This is a genomic window from Catellatospora tritici (assembly GCF_019083965.1).
GTDB lineage: Bacteria > Actinomycetota > Actinomycetes > Mycobacteriales > Micromonosporaceae > Catellatospora > Catellatospora tritici.
Window position 1 is genome coordinate 336,483 of record NZ_JAHRCY010000001.1, and the last position, 16,556, is coordinate 353,038.

Annotated in this window: 11 protein-coding genes; 3 read left to right on the forward strand and 8 right to left on the reverse strand. The window is 73.3% G+C overall.

Features of this window, described 5'->3' with window-relative positions:
• Positions 1–220 precede the first annotated feature (220 nt).
• On the reverse strand, positions 221–1,228 hold the full coding sequence (locus tag KUA19_RS01535) for an arginase family protein (protein ID WP_254548394.1): 1,008 nt from the start codon (positions 1,226–1,228) through the stop codon (positions 221–223).
• Positions 1,229–1,258: 30 nt separating this feature from the next.
• Positions 1,259–2,191 carry a tetratricopeptide repeat protein gene (locus tag KUA19_RS01540; protein ID WP_217394064.1) on the reverse strand — a complete coding sequence of 311 codons (933 nt, stop codon included), beginning with the start codon at positions 2,189–2,191 and terminating at the stop codon, positions 1,259–1,261.
• Positions 2,192–2,281: 90 nt separating this feature from the next.
• Between KUA19_RS01540 and KUA19_RS01545 the strand changes: the two genes are divergently transcribed.
• Positions 2,282–2,797 carry an RNA polymerase sigma factor gene (locus KUA19_RS01545; RefSeq protein WP_217394066.1) on the forward strand — a complete coding sequence of 172 codons (516 nt, stop codon included), beginning with the start codon at positions 2,282–2,284 and terminating at the stop codon, positions 2,795–2,797.
• Complete coding sequence (locus tag KUA19_RS01550) at positions 2,794–4,062, forward strand: hypothetical protein (RefSeq protein ID WP_217394068.1); 1,269 nt, start codon at positions 2,794–2,796, stop codon at positions 4,060–4,062. Before KUA19_RS01545 ends, KUA19_RS01550 begins: the two co-directional genes overlap by 4 nt.
• Before the next feature lie 74 nt (positions 4,063–4,136).
• Here the strand turns inward: KUA19_RS01550 and icmA are convergent, their stop codons facing one another.
• Positions 4,137–5,810 carry a coenzyme B12-dependent isobutyryl-CoA mutase large subunit gene (gene icmA / locus KUA19_RS01555; protein ID WP_217394070.1) on the reverse strand — a complete coding sequence of 558 codons (1,674 nt, stop codon included), beginning with the start codon at positions 5,808–5,810 and terminating at the stop codon, positions 4,137–4,139.
• Between the two features lie 222 nt (positions 5,811–6,032).
• Between icmA and KUA19_RS01560 the strand changes: the two genes are divergently transcribed.
• Positions 6,033–9,254 carry a penicillin acylase family protein gene (locus tag KUA19_RS01560; RefSeq protein WP_217394072.1) on the forward strand — a complete coding sequence of 1,074 codons (3,222 nt, stop codon included), beginning with the start codon at positions 6,033–6,035 and terminating at the stop codon, positions 9,252–9,254.
• Positions 9,255–9,418: 164 nt separating this feature from the next.
• Here KUA19_RS01560 and KUA19_RS01565 read toward each other — a convergent pair whose 3' ends face one another.
• The 5 genes from KUA19_RS01565 to KUA19_RS01585 all read right to left on the reverse strand — a co-directional run bounded on the left by KUA19_RS01565 (position 9,419) and on the right by KUA19_RS01585 (position 16,515).
• Complete coding sequence (locus KUA19_RS01565) at positions 9,419–10,081, reverse strand: ABC transporter ATP-binding protein (RefSeq protein ID WP_217394074.1); 663 nt, start codon at positions 10,079–10,081, stop codon at positions 9,419–9,421.
• Complete coding sequence (locus KUA19_RS01570) at positions 10,081–11,004, reverse strand: ABC transporter ATP-binding protein (protein WP_217394076.1); 924 nt, start codon at positions 11,002–11,004, stop codon at positions 10,081–10,083. Before KUA19_RS01570 ends, KUA19_RS01565 begins: the two co-directional genes overlap by 1 nt.
• On the reverse strand, positions 11,001–14,162 hold the full coding sequence (locus KUA19_RS01575) for an FtsX-like permease family protein (protein ID WP_217394078.1): 3,162 nt from the start codon (positions 14,160–14,162) through the stop codon (positions 11,001–11,003). The genes KUA19_RS01570 and KUA19_RS01575 overlap by 4 nt, the downstream gene beginning before the upstream one ends.
• 218 nt (positions 14,163–14,380) lie before the next feature.
• The gene (gene meaB, locus KUA19_RS01580) at positions 14,381–15,337 is read right to left on the reverse strand and encodes a methylmalonyl Co-A mutase-associated GTPase MeaB (protein ID WP_217394080.1); all 957 of its coding nucleotides are present in this window, start codon (positions 15,335–15,337) and stop codon (positions 14,381–14,383) included.
• Positions 15,334–16,515 carry an acetyl-CoA C-acetyltransferase gene (locus KUA19_RS01585; protein WP_217394082.1) on the reverse strand — a complete coding sequence of 394 codons (1,182 nt, stop codon included), beginning with the start codon at positions 16,513–16,515 and terminating at the stop codon, positions 15,334–15,336. Before KUA19_RS01585 ends, meaB begins: the two co-directional genes overlap by 4 nt.
• Between the last annotated feature and the right edge of the window lie 41 nt (positions 16,516–16,556).

Below are 16,556 nucleotides of genomic sequence, written 5' to 3' on the forward strand. Positions count from 1 at the left end.
GCCACACTGCGCCGTGCCGCGCCGTGCCGCGCCGTGCCGCGCCGTGCCATGCCGCGCCGCGCCGCGCAAGATCATCTAAGTTGCCCGGCACCTGGGGTAATAGGGGCGCAAGATACGCCCGATTGCCCGGCAAGTCGAGTGATCTTGGGGCGGGGCGCGGCGGGGCCGGGGTGCGGCGGGGCAGGGCGGGGCGCGGCGGGGCGGGGCGGGGCGGGGCGGGTCAGGCGACGGCGCGGCGGTCGGTGGGGGTGCGCTGGGTGGGGACGCGGGGCTGGCCCGCGAGGCGGGGCTGGGTCGAGACGCGCCCGGCGCGCTTGGGCGGCAGCAGCGGGGCCAGCCCGGACACCAGCGCCTGGACCAGTTCGGCGGCGTACCGGCCGTCGGGGTCGTGGTCGGGGTCGAACACGGTCAGCTCCATGCCGAGGCAGTCGGGGGTGCTGACCAGGCCGTTGAGCAGCAGCTCCAGCTCGGTGAGGGCGATGCCGCCGGGCTCGGGGGCGTCCACGGCGGGCATCACCGCCGGGTCGAGCACGTCCACGTCGAGGTGCACCCAGTACCCGGCGCAGTCGGCCAGCCGCTCGCGAGCCCACTGCGCGGTCCGCTTGGCGCCCTCGGCGCGCAGCGCGGTCGCCGGGCGCACCGCGAACCCGGCGGCCTGCAGGTCGAGGCGGTACTCGTCGTGCTCCCGGATGCCGAGCACGACGACGTCGGTGTCGCGGTAGTAGGGCCGCCGCCCCTCGATCCCGGCCAGCTCGGTCTGCCCCCGCCCGGTGACCAGGGCGAGATCCTCCCCGGCGGCCGCCCCGACGTACGGGGCGTTGCCCGGGTGCCGGAAGTCGGAGTGCCCGTCCACGAAGACCAGCCCGATCCGGCCGTCGACCTCCTCGCCGAGGCGGCGCATGGCCAGCGCCGAGCCGAGCGTGATCGAGCAGTCCCCGCCCAGCACCAGCGGAAACTCCCCGGCGTCGACGATCGCGCCGATCCGCTCGGCCAGCCGCACCGTGTACGAGTGCAGCTGCGGCGTGTGGCACACCCCGTCGCCGGGGCGCCAGTCACCGGGGTCGTAGCGGGGCGGAGTGAGGCAGCCCGCGTCCCGGGCGTCCAGGCGCGCCAGCAGTTGCCGGTCACGCAGCGCCCCGGGCGCCTTGGCGCAGCCGGGGACGGACGTCTCGGTGGGCGGGCGCAGGCCCAGGTTGGACGGTGCGTCGAGGACCGCGATCCGGCGCATACGCCTCTCCCCTGGACCTACGCTGTGCGGCTAGAACAACGCGCTGGCCAGCGCACGCCGCGCGGCCGCCACCGCGGGGTCGTCCGGCCCGGCGACGGCGAACAGCGACACCAGGTGCTGGCGCACCGTCTCCCGATCGTCACCGTAGACCCGGCGCACCAGATTCACCAGCCGCTGGTAGGCCTGCTCCGCCTGGCCGCCCAGCACCTCGACGTCGGCCGCGCGCAGCTGCGCGGGCAGGTCGTCGGGGTTGGCGTCGGCCTCGGCGAGCGCGGCCTGCGGGTCCACCCCGGCGACGCGCTTGGCCAGCACGACCTGGGCCAGGCCCGCCTCGGCGGCGGCGTCGCGGGGCGCGTCCGAAAGGATCTTGCGGTACGCGCGCTCGGCCTCGTCCAGGTCGCCCATCATCAGCGCGTCGTCGGCCTCGGCCAGGCGCGGGTCCTCCGGCACGGCCACCTGCACACCGCCGGCGCGCAGCACCGCGTCCAGCCACTGGCGCAGCTGCGCGGGCGGGACCGGGCCGGCGAAGGCGTCGACGGGCTGGCCGCCGACGACGGCGTACACGGTGGGCACGCTCTGCACCCGGAACATGGCGGCCAGACGCGGGTTGGCCTGCACGTCGACGCGGGCGAGCACCCACAGGCCGCCGTCGGCGGCGTTGAACTGCTCCAGCGCGTCGGCCAGCTGCTGCACCTCGGGGTAGCCGGGGGCCAGGAACGCCACCACGACCGGGGTGGCCATCGACCGTTCCAGCACCTCGGTCTGCACGTTCGCCTCGGTCACGTCCACCACGTTGCCGCCGCCCGCGGGCGCGCCGGGGAAGGTGCCGCCGGAGGGCTCGGGCGCGCCGCTGTCGGCCGAGGTCGACGCGGGCGTGGCCGGGGCGGCGGGCCGGTTGGCCAGGCCACTCAGGTCCACTGCGCCGCGCGTGAAGATCGACTGTCCGGGTCGGAGATCGCTCATGGTTACCCAGTCTCCCACGCCCGTAACTATTGCCTCGAGAAGGTCCACGATCGCCGGGAACGGCGCATAGGGTACGCGCGTGTATGTGGCATGCAGATGCCGTCCGCGGTGACCTTGAGCGCCGCCGCCCCGCGTTCCGACGCGGCGGCGGAGTTCGAGGAGTTCTACGCCGGCCAGCGCGAGCGGGTGTTCCGCGCGCTGGCCGTCACGTTACGAGATCCGACGCTGGCCGCCGAGGCCACCGACGAGGCCATGGCCCGGGGGTACGCGCGCTGGGCGCAGCTGCGCACCCACGCCAACCCCGGCGGCTGGCTCTACCGCGTCGGGCTCAACTGGGCTACCTCCTGGTGGCGCAAGGTCCGCCGGGAGCGGCCGCTGCCCGAGTCGGAACCGGCTGCCGACAGCGCCGACCCGACCGCGCTCGCCCTGCTGGACACGCTGCCGCTGGCGCAGCGCTCGGTGGTGGTGTGCCGGGTGCTGCTGCAGCTGTCCACCGCCGAGACCGCCGCCGCCCTCAGCCTGTCCGAGGGCACCGTCAAGAGCCGACTCTCTCGCGCGCTGAGCCACCTGCGCGCGGCCCTGCACGACGAGGAGGGCACCCGATGAACGACGAGTTCGCCGACGACATCCCGGCCGAGATCAGCGCGCTGCTGCACGCGGCCGCCCCGGGCGCGAGCCGGGTCCCCGCCGCGGGGGTCGCGGCCGTCCAGCGACGGGGCGTACAGCTGCGCCGCCGCCGCGTGGCCACCACCACGGCGGTGCTGGCCGGTCTGGTCGCCGTGGTCACCGCGGTGCCGATCTGGACAGCCCGTGCCAAGGGCCCGGACCCGGCCGTCTCGCCCCGTCCCACCACCAGCGCGAGCGCATCCGCCTCGCCCGCGCCGCGCGAGCTGACCGGTCCGTCCGCCCAGCGGATGATCAATGCCTGGCGCGGAGCGTACGAGTCGGAGTCGAACGTCGATTACCACGGGCCGATGACGCTCCAGAACTTCCGCGAGGTGACCCTGCCCGACGCCACCGTGGTCTTCCCCGACTTCGGCGAGCTTGCCGACGACGGCCGGGGGCTGCCGCTGCGCTATCGCAACACGCTGCTCACCTCGGTCGACGCCATCGTGCCCACGCCGTCGGGCGGGCTGGCGCTGCTCGGCTCGCGCGACCTCGACCCCGGCCACCGGCGTACGGACGGCGCGTGTGTCACGAACCTGGAGTTCCGGCTGGAGCTGTACGACGCGACCGGCGAGCGACGGCTGTCGCGCAACGTGCGCAAGCAGTGCCACACCGTCGGCCTGGTCGGCGTCGACGAGCGGTACGCCTACCTCGACCGCGACGACGTGGTGATGGCGCACGACCTGGCCAGCGGCGCCGAGCACAAGGTCGCCGACCTGCGCACGCTGCCCAGACCGCAGTCGGTGACGGAGGGCATCCCGGCCCCGTCGCTGCAGTCGGGCCGGCTGGTGCAGTGGGCGTTCAACCCGGTGCCCGGCCAGGGCCCCGGCCCGGCCGTCACCGTGTACGACCTGGCCACGCGCCGCTCATACCTGTTGAACCTGCCCGGAGGCGAGGTGCTGCCCGTCGACGTACGCCTGTCGCCGGACGGCACCCGGGCCGCCGTGGTCTGGCGGGGCATGCAGTGGCCCTTCGACCTGCAGGTCACCGTGCTGGACGTGGCCACCTCGGCGCCACTGGCCCACCAGGTGTTCAGGGCCGGGCGGCGGACGCGGCCGGAGTCGATGGTCGACTACCCCACCATCTATGTCGGCGCGGCCTGGCACGACGCGTCGGCGCTGCGGTTCGCGTGGTATCCGACGCCACTGTCCGGCAAGCACCTGCTGTCGGAGGTGGTCCGCACCGACACGGTCGAGGTGCCGTGACGCCGAGATGCCGAGATGCCCGTGACACGGTGCGGCGCCCGCCCCTGAGCCTTGGGGGGCGGGCGCCGCACCGGTCAGAACCGGGCGGGCTCGCGGTAGACGCCCCACTCCGCGCGCAGCGCGTCGCAGATCTCCCCGAGGGTCGCCTCGACCCGGCAGGCGTCCAGCATCGCCGGGACCATGTTCCCGTCGGTACGCGCCACCTCGATCATCTTCTTGATCGCGGCGTCGACCGCACCCTGGTCGCGGCCTTCCTTGCGCCCCTTGAGCAGCTTGACCTGCTCGCGCTCGACCTCGTGCGAGACGCGCAGGATCTCCAGCTCCTTGGCGACCGTGCCGGTGTGGCAGTTGACACCGACGATCCGCTTGATGCCCTCCTCCAGCGCCCGCTGGTAGGTGTAGGCGGAGTCGGCGATGGCCGAGGTGAACCAGCCGTCCTCGATGCCGCGCAGGATGCCGGAGGTGATGGTGCCGTCCGAGCCCCGCTCGCGGATCCGTTCGAAGATCGCCTCCGCCTCGGCCTCGATCCGGTCGGTCAGCGCCTCGACGTACCAGGAGCCGCCGAGCGGGTCGGCGACGTTGACGACGCCGGTCTCCTCCATCAGCACCTGCTGCGTCCGCAGCGCGATCTCAGCCGACTCGTCGGTCGGCAGCGCGAGGGTCTCGTCCAGGGCGTTGGTGTGCAGCGAGTTCGTGCCGCCGAGCACCGCCGCCAGCGCCTCGACCGCGGTACGCACCACGTTGTTGACCGGCTGCTGGGCGGTGAGCGAAACGCCCGCGGTCTGCGTGTGGAAGCGCAGCCACTGAGCCTTTTCGCTGGTGGCGCCGTACACGTCGCGCATCCAGCGGGCCCAGATGCGGCGGGCGGCGCGGAACTTCGCGATCTCCTCGAAGAAGTCGACGTGCGCGTCGAAGAAGAACGACAGGCCCGGCGCGAACACGTTCACGTCCAGCCCGCGCGACAGGCCCAGCTCCACGTAGCCGAAGCCGTCGGCCAGCGTGTACGCCAGCTCCTGCGCGGCCGTCGCACCCGCCTCGCGGATGTGGTAGCCCGACACCGACAGCGGCTTGTACTTCGGGATGTTGTGCGCGCAGTACTCCATCAGGTCGCCGATGAGGCGCAGGTGCGGCTCGGGGTCGAACAGCCACTCCTTCTGTGCGATGTACTCCTTGAAGATGTCGGTCTGCAGGGTGCCGTCGAGCTTGCTCAGGTCGGCGCCCTGGCGCTCGGCCGCGACCAGGTACATGCAGAACACCGGTACGGCCGGGCCCGAGATCGTCATCGAGGTGGTGACGTCCTGGAGGTTGATGCCCTCGAACAGGACGTCCATGTCGTCGGCGGAGTCGATCGCCACGCCGCAGTGGCCGACCTCGCCCAGCGAGCGGGCGTCGTCGGAGTCGCGGCCCATCAGGGTCGGCATGTCGAACGCGACCGACAGGCCGCCGCCGCCCGCGCCCAGGATCAGCTTGTACCGCTCGTTGGTCTGCTGGGCGTTGCCGAAGCCCGCGAACTGGCGGATGGTCCAGGCGCGGCCCCGGTAGCCGGTGGGGTGCAGGCCCCGGGTGAAGGGGTACTCGCCGGGCCAGCCGATCCGCTCGAACCCGGGGTACGACACGCCCTCGGCCGGGCCGTAGAGCGGGTCGACTTCCATGCCGCTGAGGGTGGTGAAGTCGGCGTTGCGCTTGCGCGCGCTGTCGTAGCGCTGCTGCCAGCGCTCGCGACCTGCCTGGATCTCGTCGGCGTCCACGTGCGCCCTCCCTGGGTCTGATACCTGGATCACAGGATTTCGACCACAGCGTAGCCCGACAGCCTGAACGATCGCTAAGCCCTGTGTTTACCGACCAGTAGAGGTCCGCATTGTGAGCTCTTTCACAGGGGTCAATCTTTGGTTACCATGCGGTACACGAAATTGCTTCATGTAAGTGCGTCGCACCGTCCCTCGTAGCCCGAAGGGAAGTGTTCCGTCCCCATGCCCCGACGCGCCTCATCCCCGTACCCCCGTCTCAGGCGCACGTTGGCCGTCGCCTCGACCATGGCCGTCACCGCGGCCCTGGCCTCGTTCGTCCCCGCCGCCCCGGCGGCCGCCGCCGTCCTCGCCCCCAACGACTACTGCCTGGAGCAGTGCGGCGACATCCTGCCGCCCGGCCAGAACGGCAACGCCACCCTCGTCGACATCCTCGGCCACCAGGCGTTCGGCACCCGCCCCGCGCACTCGGCCGACCAGCTCGACCGGTACGCCAACCTGATCTACAACTACGCCGGGCTCACCGACGAGCAGATCCCGGCGTACTTCAACAACTCCTCGTTCGGCGTGCCCGCCGGGCAGGTGGAGAGCAGCTACTCGCCCCGCTCGGACGTGACGATCGTGCGCGACAAGGCCACCGGCACGCCGCACGTCACCGGCACCACCCGGGCCGGGACCATGTTCGGCGCCGGGTTCGCCGGGGCCGAGGACCGGCTGTTCACCATGGACCTGATGCGCCACGTCGGCCGGGGCACGCTCACCCCGTTCGCGGGCGGCGCGCAGGGCAACCGCGACCTGGAGCAGAGCGTCTGGCGCAACTCGCCGTACACCGAGGCCGACCTGCAGGCGCAGGTCGAGGCTCTGCGCAACCTCGGCACGCGCGGCCAGCAGCTGTACGACGACGTCAGCAACTACATCGCGGGCGTCAACGCGTACATCGCCCAGTGCATGGCCGACCGCGACTGCCCCGGGGAGTACGTGCTGACCGGGCACCTCGACGCGGTCACCAACGCGGGCGGCCCGGTGCAGTTCACCATGACCGACCTGATCGCGATCGCGGGCGTGGTCGGCGGCCTGTTCGGCGGCGGTGGCGGCAACGAGGTGCAGTCCGCGCTGGTACGCGTGGCCGCCCGCGCCCGCTACGGCACCACCGAGGGCGACGCGGTGTGGAACGCGTTCCGCTCCCGCAACGACCCCGAGGCGGTGCTGACCGTCCACAACGGCCAGAGCTTCCCGTACGGCGGCGCCGACGACAACGCCCCCGGCGTGGTGCTGCCCGACGCGGGTTCGGTCAGCGTGGAGCCGGTGGTCACCAACAAGACCGGCTCGGCGACCAGCTCGATCACCGACGACTCCGACCTGGCGGCCGCGCTGGGCAGCCTCACCATCGGCCCCGCCAGCCGGGGCATGTCCAACGCGGCGGTGATCTCGGCGGCCAACTCGGCCACCGGCCACCCCATCGCCGTGTTCGGCCCGCAGACCGGCTACTTCTCGCCGCAGCTGCTGATGGTCCAGGAGCTGCAGGGTCCGGGCATCAGCGCCCGGGGCGCCGCGTTCGCCGGGATCAACCTGTACGTGCTGCTCGGGCGCGGGCAGGACTACGCGTGGAGTGCCACCTCGTCGGCGCACGACATCACCGACACGTACGCGCTGCCGCTATGCACCACCGACGGCACCGCACCCACGCTGACCAGCAACAAGTACCTCTTCCACGGGGCCTGCACCGCGATGGAGGAGCTGTCGCACACCAACAGCTGGACACCGACCACGGCCGACGGGACCGCCGCCGGGTCATACAAGATCATCTCGTATCGTACGAAGCTCGGCCTGGTCGCCTGGCGCGGAAGGGTCGGCGGGGCGCCCTACGCGTTCACCCGACTGCGCGCCACCTACCGGCACGAGGCGGACTCCGCGATCGGCTTCCAGATGTTCAACGACCCGGCCGCGATGGGCACGCCCGCCGCTTTCACCACCGCCGCGTCCACCGTCGGCTACGCGTTCAACTGGTTCTACGTCAACGCCACCGACACCGCGTACTTCGACTCCGGTCTCAACCCCGTCCGCGCGGCGGGCACCAACCCGAACCTGCCGGTGAAGGCCGAGGCCGCGTACGAGTGGCAGGGCTTCGACCCGGCCACCAACACCGCCGCCTACCTGCCCGCCTCGTCCCACCCGCAGGCCGTCAACCAGGACTACTTCGTCAGCTGGAACAACAAGCAGGCGCTGGACTTCAGCGCCGCCGACGGTGACTTCAGCTTCGGCGCGGTGCACCGCGGCGACCTGCTCGACGCCCCGATCAAGGCGGCGGTGGCGAGCGGCCAGAAGTTCGACCGGGCAGGCCTGGTCCGCGTGGTCGAGAACGCCGGGACCACCGACCTGCGCGGCTGGAAGGTGCTCGGCAAGCTGATCCGGGTCCTGGAGAGCCAGCCGGTCACCGACCCGACGCTCGCGTCCGTCGTCAGCAAGCTCAAGGCCTGGCAGCAGGCCGGGGCGCCACGCAAGGAGACCGCGGCGGGCTCGAAGGTGTACGCCCACGCCGACGCCATCCGGATCTTCGACGCGTGGTGGCCGCTGCTGGTCCGGGGCGAGTTCAAGTCCGGCCTCGGTGACGGGCTCTACCAGACGCTGGTGGACACCATCCAGATCAACGAGTCGCCCTCGGGCGGCCAGGCCGGTGACGTGTCCAGCTTCCCGGCCTCGGCCAACGAGTCCCAGGCGCACAAGGGCTCCTCGTTCCAGCACGGCTGGTGGGGGTACGTCGACAAGGACATCCGCGCGGTGCTCGGCGACCCGGTCGCGGGCGGGCTCGGGCGGACGTACTGCGGTGGCGGCGTGCTCAGCGCCTGCCGGGACATCCTGCTGTCGACCCTGGCCAGCGCCAACGGCCAGGCCGCGACCGCGGTCTACCCCGGCGACAGCCACTGCGCCGCGGGCGACCAGTGGTGCGCCGACGCGATCCTGCAGTCTCCGCTCGGCGGCATCACCTCGCCGCTGACGGCCTGGCAGAACCGGCCGACGTACCAGCAGGTGGTGTCATTCCCGGCGAGCCGGGGCCAGGACATCACGAACCTGGCCCAGGGGCGGCCGGTGTCGGTGACCAGTACGCAGCTGTTCTACCCGGCGGGCAACGCCGTCGACGGCAGCCCGACCAGCCGCTGGGCCAGCTCGTCCAGCGACAGCCAGAGCATCACGGTCGACCTGGGCAGCGCCAAGTCGGTCGGACGCGTGCTGCTGCGCTGGGAGGCGGCGTACGGCCTGCAGTACCGCATCGACGTCTCCGCCAACAACAGCACCTGGACCACGGTCTGGTCCACCACCACCGGCAACGGCGGCACCGACAACGACGTCTTCGCCCCCGTCTCGGCCCGTTATATCCGCATGCAGGGCGTCAAACGCGGCACCACCTACGGCTACTCCCTCTACGAATTCGAGATCTACAGCCGCTGACCGCGTCACGATCCGACCGGAGGCAGCGATCTTCGCCGCGAGATCGCTGCCTCCGGTCATTTTGTGGTCTGACAGCCGGGGTAATGACCGAAGACGGTGATCTTGCAGCGAAGAGCGGCAGCGGCCGCAGCGAAGAGCGGCAGCGGCCGCCGTGGGTGGGCGGGTCAGCGGGCTGGGGCGGTGGCGTAGCCGTCGACGAGGTGGAGTTCGTCGTCGCAGGCGGCGGCCGCCTGGGGGTCGTGGGTGGCGAAGACGACCGCGGCGCCCCGGTCCGCCTCGGCCCGCAGCAGGTTCAGCACCAGCTGACGGTTGGCGGCGTCGAGTTCGCTGGTCACCTCGTCGGCCAGCAGCACCGCGCCGCGCAGGGCCAGCCCCCGCGCGATCGCCGTACGCTGCTGCTGCCCGCCGGACAGCTCCTCGACCAGCTGCTCCGCCTGGCCCGAGAGCCCGACGCGCTCCAGCGCCTCGACGGTCGCCCGCCGGGCGTCCGCCGCGCGCATGCCGGAAGAGATCAGCGCGACCTGGATGTTCTCCTCGGCCGTCAGCGTCGGCGCGAGGCCGTTGTGCTGCGGCATCAGTACGATCCCGGCCGCCACCGCCTGGTCGCGGTCGCCCAGCGGTCCGCCGTCGAGCGTGACCCGGCCCTCGGCGGGCTGGAGCAGCCCGGCCAGCGCCCACAGCAGCGTGGTCTTGCCCGCCCCGGACGCGCCGGTGACGGCGAGGATCCGGCCGGGCGTCGCGGCGGCGCTGACCTCGCGCAGCACCGCGTACTCGCGGTCACGGCCGTAGGTGACGGTGATCCGGTCGGCGAGCAGGGCACGGCTCATCAGGCCACCTCGCGGGCGTAGTTGGGCGACTGCGCGTGGAGCGGCTGCGCGTGGCGCGGGTGGTCGTCGGCGTGGTCGAACTCCGGGCGCGCGGTGGCGGCGGACAGCAGCACGGTGCCGTCGGGGCGCGGATGCACCCGGACTCGGGTGCCGGGGGGCAGCAGGGCGAGCACATCCGGCGGCAGGTGGACGGCGCCGTCGCGGCCGACGACCGCGAACTCCTCGCCCTGGCTGCCCTCGCCGCCGACCCGGCCGTCGCGGATGGTGACCTGGCGCGTCATTCCGGCGGCCACGGCCGGGTCGTGGGTGACCACGACGACGGTGGTGCCGCTGCGGCGTACCCCCTCCAGTGCCGCGATGACCTCGTCACGGGCGCGGGAGTCGAGCTGGCTGGTCGGCTCGTCGGCGAGCAGGATGCCGGGCTTGTGCGCCAGCGCGACGGCCAACGCGAGCCGCTGCCGCTCGCCGGGGGTCAGCTCGGAGGGGCGCTGACGCAACCGCCCGCGTACGCCGAGCAGGCCGACCAGGGCCAGCACGTCGCGCGGGGCGGGCAGGTCGGTGACGCCGTGGCTGCGGGCAGCCCGCTGGGCGAAGCGCACGTTCTGCTCGGAGGTCAGGTACGGCAGCAGGTTGCGCTCGGCCCCCTGCAGCACCACGCCGACCTCGGTGGCCCGCATCCGGGCCAGCTCCGCCTCGGTGGCCTTGGCCAGGTCGGTGTCGCCGACCCCGGCCCGCCCGGCCGCGGGCCGGATCAGGCCCGCGAGCAGCGACAGCAGCGTGGACTTGCCGGAGCCGGACGGGCCCAGCAGCGCCACTGACTCGCCGGGCGCGATGTCCAGGTCGACCCCACCGAGGGCGACTACGTCGTATCCCTCCAGCCGGTAGATGTAGACCAGGCCGCGACAGCTGACGGTGCCGTTCACCGGCCGCCTCCTCGGATGAGCTCGGGGGTTGCCCGCTTGACCAGGCGGCCGCCGCGCAGCACCGCGACGACCAGCACCAGCACACCACCGGCCAGCGCCAGCGGGAGCGCGTCCAGGGCCAGGTGCGGCACCAGCGTGCCGAGCACGTCCTGCGCGAGGCCGGGTGTGCCGGTGACGCCGACGGTGACCAGGGGGATGCCGGGCAGCATCAGCGCCGCGGCGGCGATCCCGACCGCGGCCCCGACGACCAGCGGCAGGCCGAGCATGGCCAGCCGTTCCCGGCGCAGGCCCTTGCGCAGGGTCGCCGGGCGCACGCCGGTGACGCGCAGCGCGGCCAGTTCGGTGCGCCGCTCGCGGTTGCCCAGGCGGGTGCTCAGCGCCAGCACGCCCAGCGCCAGCAGCGCCGCCGCGATGCCCGCGAGCAGGTACAACCGCAGTCCGAGCGCCGGGGCGCGGCGGCCGAGCCGATCCAGTTCGTCGGGGACGGTCTCGGCGCGCAGCACCCGTACGCCGGAGTTGGCGAGCTTGGTGGCCAGGTCGGCCGGGGCGTCCTTGGCCGCCCACACCTCGTACCGCAGGTCGGTGGCGTCGGCCAGGCCCTGCGTCACGGAGGCGGCACGGACGGCGAGGTCCAGGTCGAACAGCAGGCCGTGGTCACCGGCGCGGGGCAGCACGGCCGCCTTCTCCAGCACGGTGAAGGCCTGCGGCGCCTCGGCGAAGCCGGGCAGGTCGAACGCGGTCGGGTCGTCGCTGCTCGGGGCGGCCCCGGCCAGCACCGCGGGCAGCGCGGCGGGCGTGTCCAGGTACGAGACGAGCACGTCGCCCTGGTCGGTGGAGTCGACGGTGACCTTCAGCTGCTCCCCGGCGGTGACGCGCACCTTTGCGTTGGGGGTGCGGTCGACCAGGAAGTGCCACGCGGAGGCGTCGGTCATGCGTACCGGGACGTCCTTGCCGCCGGAGCGGATCTCGTGCACCGTCAGCCCGGCCCGCACGGGTTCGGCCGATCCGGCCACCCGGCCGACGGCCAGGCCGACCAGGCGGCAGCCACCGTCCGCGCAGCCCGTGGCGTTGGCCGTGTAGTCGTGCACGCCCTGCTGGAGCTTGGCCAGCCAGACCACGGTCGGCGGCTCGCCCGGCGCGGACAGCACCACGCCGACCCGCACCCCGCCCACAGCGGAGGCATCCGTCTCGGTGCCGGTCTCGGAGCCGGTCTCGGTGCCGGTTCCGGTTTCGGTGGTCGTCGGCTCGGGCAGCACCGCGCCCAGGCGCAGCGTGATCGCGCTGCCGACGGCGGCGGGCGCACCGGCCTGGCCACGCAGCGCCCCGGCCAGTGTCGACAGCGCGGTCTCGTCATGGTCGCGCCAGATCGCCACGGCGGGCAGCTTCTGCGACTGCACGCCGATCAGCTCGACGCGCTGGTTGTTGTAGAGCTCGTCGGCGCGCACCACGGCCATCGAACGGCCGGTCGGGTCGGCCTGGGCCAGCGCGTCGACCAGCGCCTGTGGGTGGTCGGCGACGACGGCGTACACGGTCGGGGCACCGACGGCGTCGTCGGCGCGCTCGGCGCGGGCATCGGCGGCGACGTCCCAGGCGGTGGCGGAGAAGGCGAGCAGGGCCACGGCCGCGGTCAGCACCGCGACGGTACGACCAGCGCCGGGCCGCCGCGACAGCTGCGCCGAGGCGAGCAGCACCGGCACGGCTCCCCGGCGTCGGGCCAGGCTGAGCCGCATCTTCGCCCACAGCGCGAGCAGCCGCCCGGCGAACAGTCCGGCCACGACGGCCAGCGCCGCCGGGGCGAGCAGCGCCAGCGGCGCGGCCCGGTCCTGCAGCGCCGCCGCCAGCGAGGCGACGGCCAGCGCCACCACGACGCCTTCGAGCGCGCCCGCGCGCCAGCCGCGCCGCTCGGGGACCCGTCGCAGCAGGCCGAGCACCGGGCGGCGCAGGGTGGCCCGAGCCGCCAGCCAGGCGGCGCAGCAGGCCAGCAGCAGGCCGACCGCGGCGGCGGCGAAGACCGGCCAGCGCGGTTCGACGTGCACGCCGTCGGCGAGCACGGTCCGGGCGGCGAGCTCGACCGCGCCCAGCCCGGCGGCGAGGCCGAGCGGGGCGCCGAGCACGATCAGCAGCAGCGTCTCGCCGAGGCCGAACCGTACGGTGCCGCCGCTGCCGTAGCCGCGCAGTCGGGCCAGCGCCAGCTCCGGCCCGCGCTCCTCGGTCAGCGCCGCGACCAGCAGCAGCAGCACCACGAACGCGAGCAGCAGCAGCGGAACCGCGATGATCGGGATGGTCCGCGCCAGCGCGTCCTGGTCCTTGGCGGCGTCGTCGACGATCGCCAGCAGCGCGGTCTGCACCTGCAGCTCACCGGCATTGAGCGCGAGGCCCAGCGAGCCGAGCTCGGTGCGCAGCGCGTTCACGTCGTCCAGGCGCACCTGGCCGGCCCGCAGCGGGTACGTCAGCGACAGCGCCACCGGCACCGCGTCGGACAGCCGTACGTCGTCCTCGGCGCCGGTGAACACGGCGTCCAGCCGGGGCGCGCCGTCCCCACCGGACTGGGCGTACGCGAAGTAGCCGTTGTTGCCCCAGTACGGGTCGTCCGGCGCCAAAGGCGTGTACAGCCCGACGACCTCGAACTGGCGGGACACGCCCGCCTGCGCGGACTTCACCGTGATCTTGTCGCCGACCTCGACTCCGGCGTCAGCGGCCGAGCGGGTGCTGAGCACGATCTGCTCGGCGTCGATCGCGCAGGCGCCCTCGACCTTGAGGTGGGCACAGGCGCCCTGGCGCCAGGCCAGCCGGGCGGCGAACCGGCCGCCACCGGCGGTGAGCGAGGTGTCGGTGCTGACCGCGCCGACCGGCTTGTCCAGCACGGCGGACAGGTGCGGGGCGCGGGCCAGCGCGGCGCTGATCACCGTCTGCGCGTCGCCGACCGGCTCGTGCGCGGCGGGCGCGGTCTCCGCGCTGCCGTCAGCGACGACGGTCACCGCCGCCGCCGTGGCCGGGGCGGCGCTGAGCGCGTCGGTGAGCACCGACTGCTGGGCCGCCCGCCCGTACGCCGGGGCGAGCACCGCCGCGGCGGTGGCGAACGCGGACAGCGTCAGCACCACCAGCGAGCGCCCGGAGCGGTGCCGGATGCCCCGCAGCATGACGGTCCAACCGGTCACCGACGCCTCCTGTCAAAGCCCTTACGTGCCCCGACACCTTAGCGATTGGTCAGCGCCTCTTGAAAGGCGCTTCACCTTGTCACTCGGCGTTCGCCTGCGCGAACGCGGCGTGCTCGCCTCAAGGCGGCGTCTTCCCTCGTCGCTGCCGAGCCTTCGGCTCGGTCACGCTCCTCAGTCCAGACGCCGCCGCGAGCACGCGAAGACCCTCGGCGGGTCGGTTACACCAATTCGTCGAGGAGCTTCTCGGCGGCGGCGTAGGGGTCGAGGGAACCGGCCACGACGTGGTCGGCGAGGTCGGCGAGGCTGGTGCCGGGCAGGTCGGCGAAGCGGGCACGCAGTTTGCCCAGGGCCAGGGCCTCGATCTCGGCGGCGGCGCGGGCTCGGCGCCGTACCGTCAACTGGCCGGACTCGGCCAGCCAGGCCCGGTGCTCCTCGACCGTGGCGACGATGTCCTCGATGCCCTCGGCCTTGGCCGCGACCGCCTTGACCACTCGGGGCCGCCAGGTGCCCGGCCCCCGGTCGGGGCCGCCCAGCGCGATCATGCCCTGGATGTCGCGGTAGGTCGCGTCGGCGCCGTCGCGGTCGGCCTTGTTGATGACGAAGACGTCGGCGATCTCCAGGATGCCCGCCTTGACCGCCTGGATCGCGTCGCCCATGCCCGGGGCGAGCAGCACCAGCGTGGTGTCGGCGAGGCTGGCGATCTCCACCTCGGCCTGGCCCACGCCGACGGTCTCCACCAGCACCACGTCGCAGCCGACCCCGGCCAGCACCCGCACCGCCGCCGGGGTGGCGGCGGCCAGGCCGCCGAGGTGCCCCCGGCTGGACATGGACCGGATGTATACGCCCGGGTCGGTGGCGTGGTCCTGCATCCGCACCCGGTCACCGAGGATCGCGCCCCCGGTGTACGGACTCGACGGGTCGACCGCGAGCACGCCGACCCGCTTACCCGCCGCCCGCAGCGAGCGGACCAGTTCGTTGGTGGTGGTCGACTTGCCCACGCCGGGCGAACCGGTGAGGCCGACGACCATCGCCGCCCCGGCGGACGGGGCCAGCGCGGCGGCGATCTCGGGCAGGTGCCGCGAGCCGTTCTCGACGAGGGTGATCAGACGCGCGACGGCCCGGGCCTCCCCGGCCCGGGCACGTTCGAGCAGCTCAGGGATCGAGCTGAGATTCACGCAGCCACCTTGAGGATCAGCGCGTCGCCCTGCCCGCCGCCGCCGCACAGCGCGGCCGCGCCGACGCCGCCGCCGCGGCGCTTGAGCTCCAGCGCCAGGGTCAGCGCGAGCCGGGCGCCGGACATGCCGATCGGGTGGCCCAGCGCGATGGCACCGCCGTTGACGTTGACGATGTCGGAGGTGATGCCCAGCTCACGCATGGACTGGATGCCGACGGCCGCGAACGCCTCGTTGATCTCGACCAGGTCCAGGTCGGCCTCGGTCAGGCCCTCCTTGGCCAGCGCGTGCTTGATCGCGTTGGCGGGCTGGGCGTGCAGCGAGTTGTCCGGGCCGGCCACGTTGCCGTGCGCGCCGATCTCGGCCAGCCAGGTCAGGCCCAGCTCCTGCGCCTTGGCCTTGCTCATGACCACGACCGCGGCGGCGCCGTCGGAGATGGGCGAGGAGGACCCGGCGGTGATGGTGCCGTCCTTGGCGAAGGCCGGGCGCAGCTTGCCCAGCGTCTCCGGAGTGGTGTCGGGGCGCACGCCCTCGTCCTCGCTGATCACGATCGGGTCGCCCTTGCGGGCGGGGATGGTGACCGGCGCGATCTCCTCGGCGAAGTGGCCGTTCTTCTGCGCGGCGGCGGCGCGCTGGTGCGAGGTCGCGGCGAACGCGTCCTGCTCCTCGCGGCTGATCTCGTAGCGCTTGTTGTGGTGCTCGGTCGACTCGCCCATGGCGATCTGGTCGTACGCGTCGGTGAGGCCGTCCAGGGCCATGTGGTCCTTGATCACGACATCGCCGTACTTGTAGCCGTTGCGCTGGCCGATGAGCAGGTGCGGGGCGTTGGTCATCGACTCCATGCCGCCCGCGACCACGATGTCGAACTCGCCCGCGCGGATGAGCTGGTCGGCCAGCGCGATCGCGTCGAGGCCGGACAGGCAGACCTTGTTGACGGTGAGCGCGGGAACGTTCATGGGGATGCCGGCGCCGACGGCGGCCTGGCGGGCGGTGATCTGGCCGCCACCAGCCTGCAGCACCTGGCCCATGATCACGTACTGGACCTGCTCGGGGGCGACCCCGGCGCGCTCCAGCGCGGCCTTGATCGCGACGGCGCCGAGCTGCGTCGCGGAGAGGTCCTTGAGATTGCCCAGCAGGCGGCCCATCGGCGTACGCGCGCCGCTGACGATCACTGAAGTCATGTGAACAGCCCTCCGAGTGGCCTGGATTACGTTCCGCCTTA

What these genes read in the sequence shown, in the direction of transcription:
- KUA19_RS01535 (WP_254548394.1), bottom strand. Translation starts at nt 1,228, where the DNA reads ATGCGCCGGATCGCGGTCCTCGACGCACCGTCCAACCTGGGCCTGCGC.
- KUA19_RS01540 (WP_217394064.1), bottom strand. Translation starts at nt 2,191, where the DNA reads ATGAGCGATCTCCGACCCGGACAGTCGATCTTCACGCGCGGCGCAGTG.
- KUA19_RS01545 (WP_217394066.1), top strand. Translation starts at nt 2,282, where the DNA reads ATGCAGATGCCGTCCGCGGTGACCTTGAGCGCCGCCGCCCCGCGTTCC.
- KUA19_RS01550 (WP_217394068.1), top strand. Translation starts at nt 2,794, where the DNA reads ATGAACGACGAGTTCGCCGACGACATCCCGGCCGAGATCAGCGCGCTG.
- KUA19_RS01560 (WP_217394072.1), top strand. Translation starts at nt 6,033, where the DNA reads ATGCCCCGACGCGCCTCATCCCCGTACCCCCGTCTCAGGCGCACGTTG.
- KUA19_RS01565 (WP_217394074.1), bottom strand. Translation starts at nt 10,081, where the DNA reads ATGAGCCGTGCCCTGCTCGCCGACCGGATCACCGTCACCTACGGCCGT.
- KUA19_RS01585 (WP_217394082.1), bottom strand. Translation starts at nt 16,515, where the DNA reads ATGACTTCAGTGATCGTCAGCGGCGCGCGTACGCCGATGGGCCGCCTG.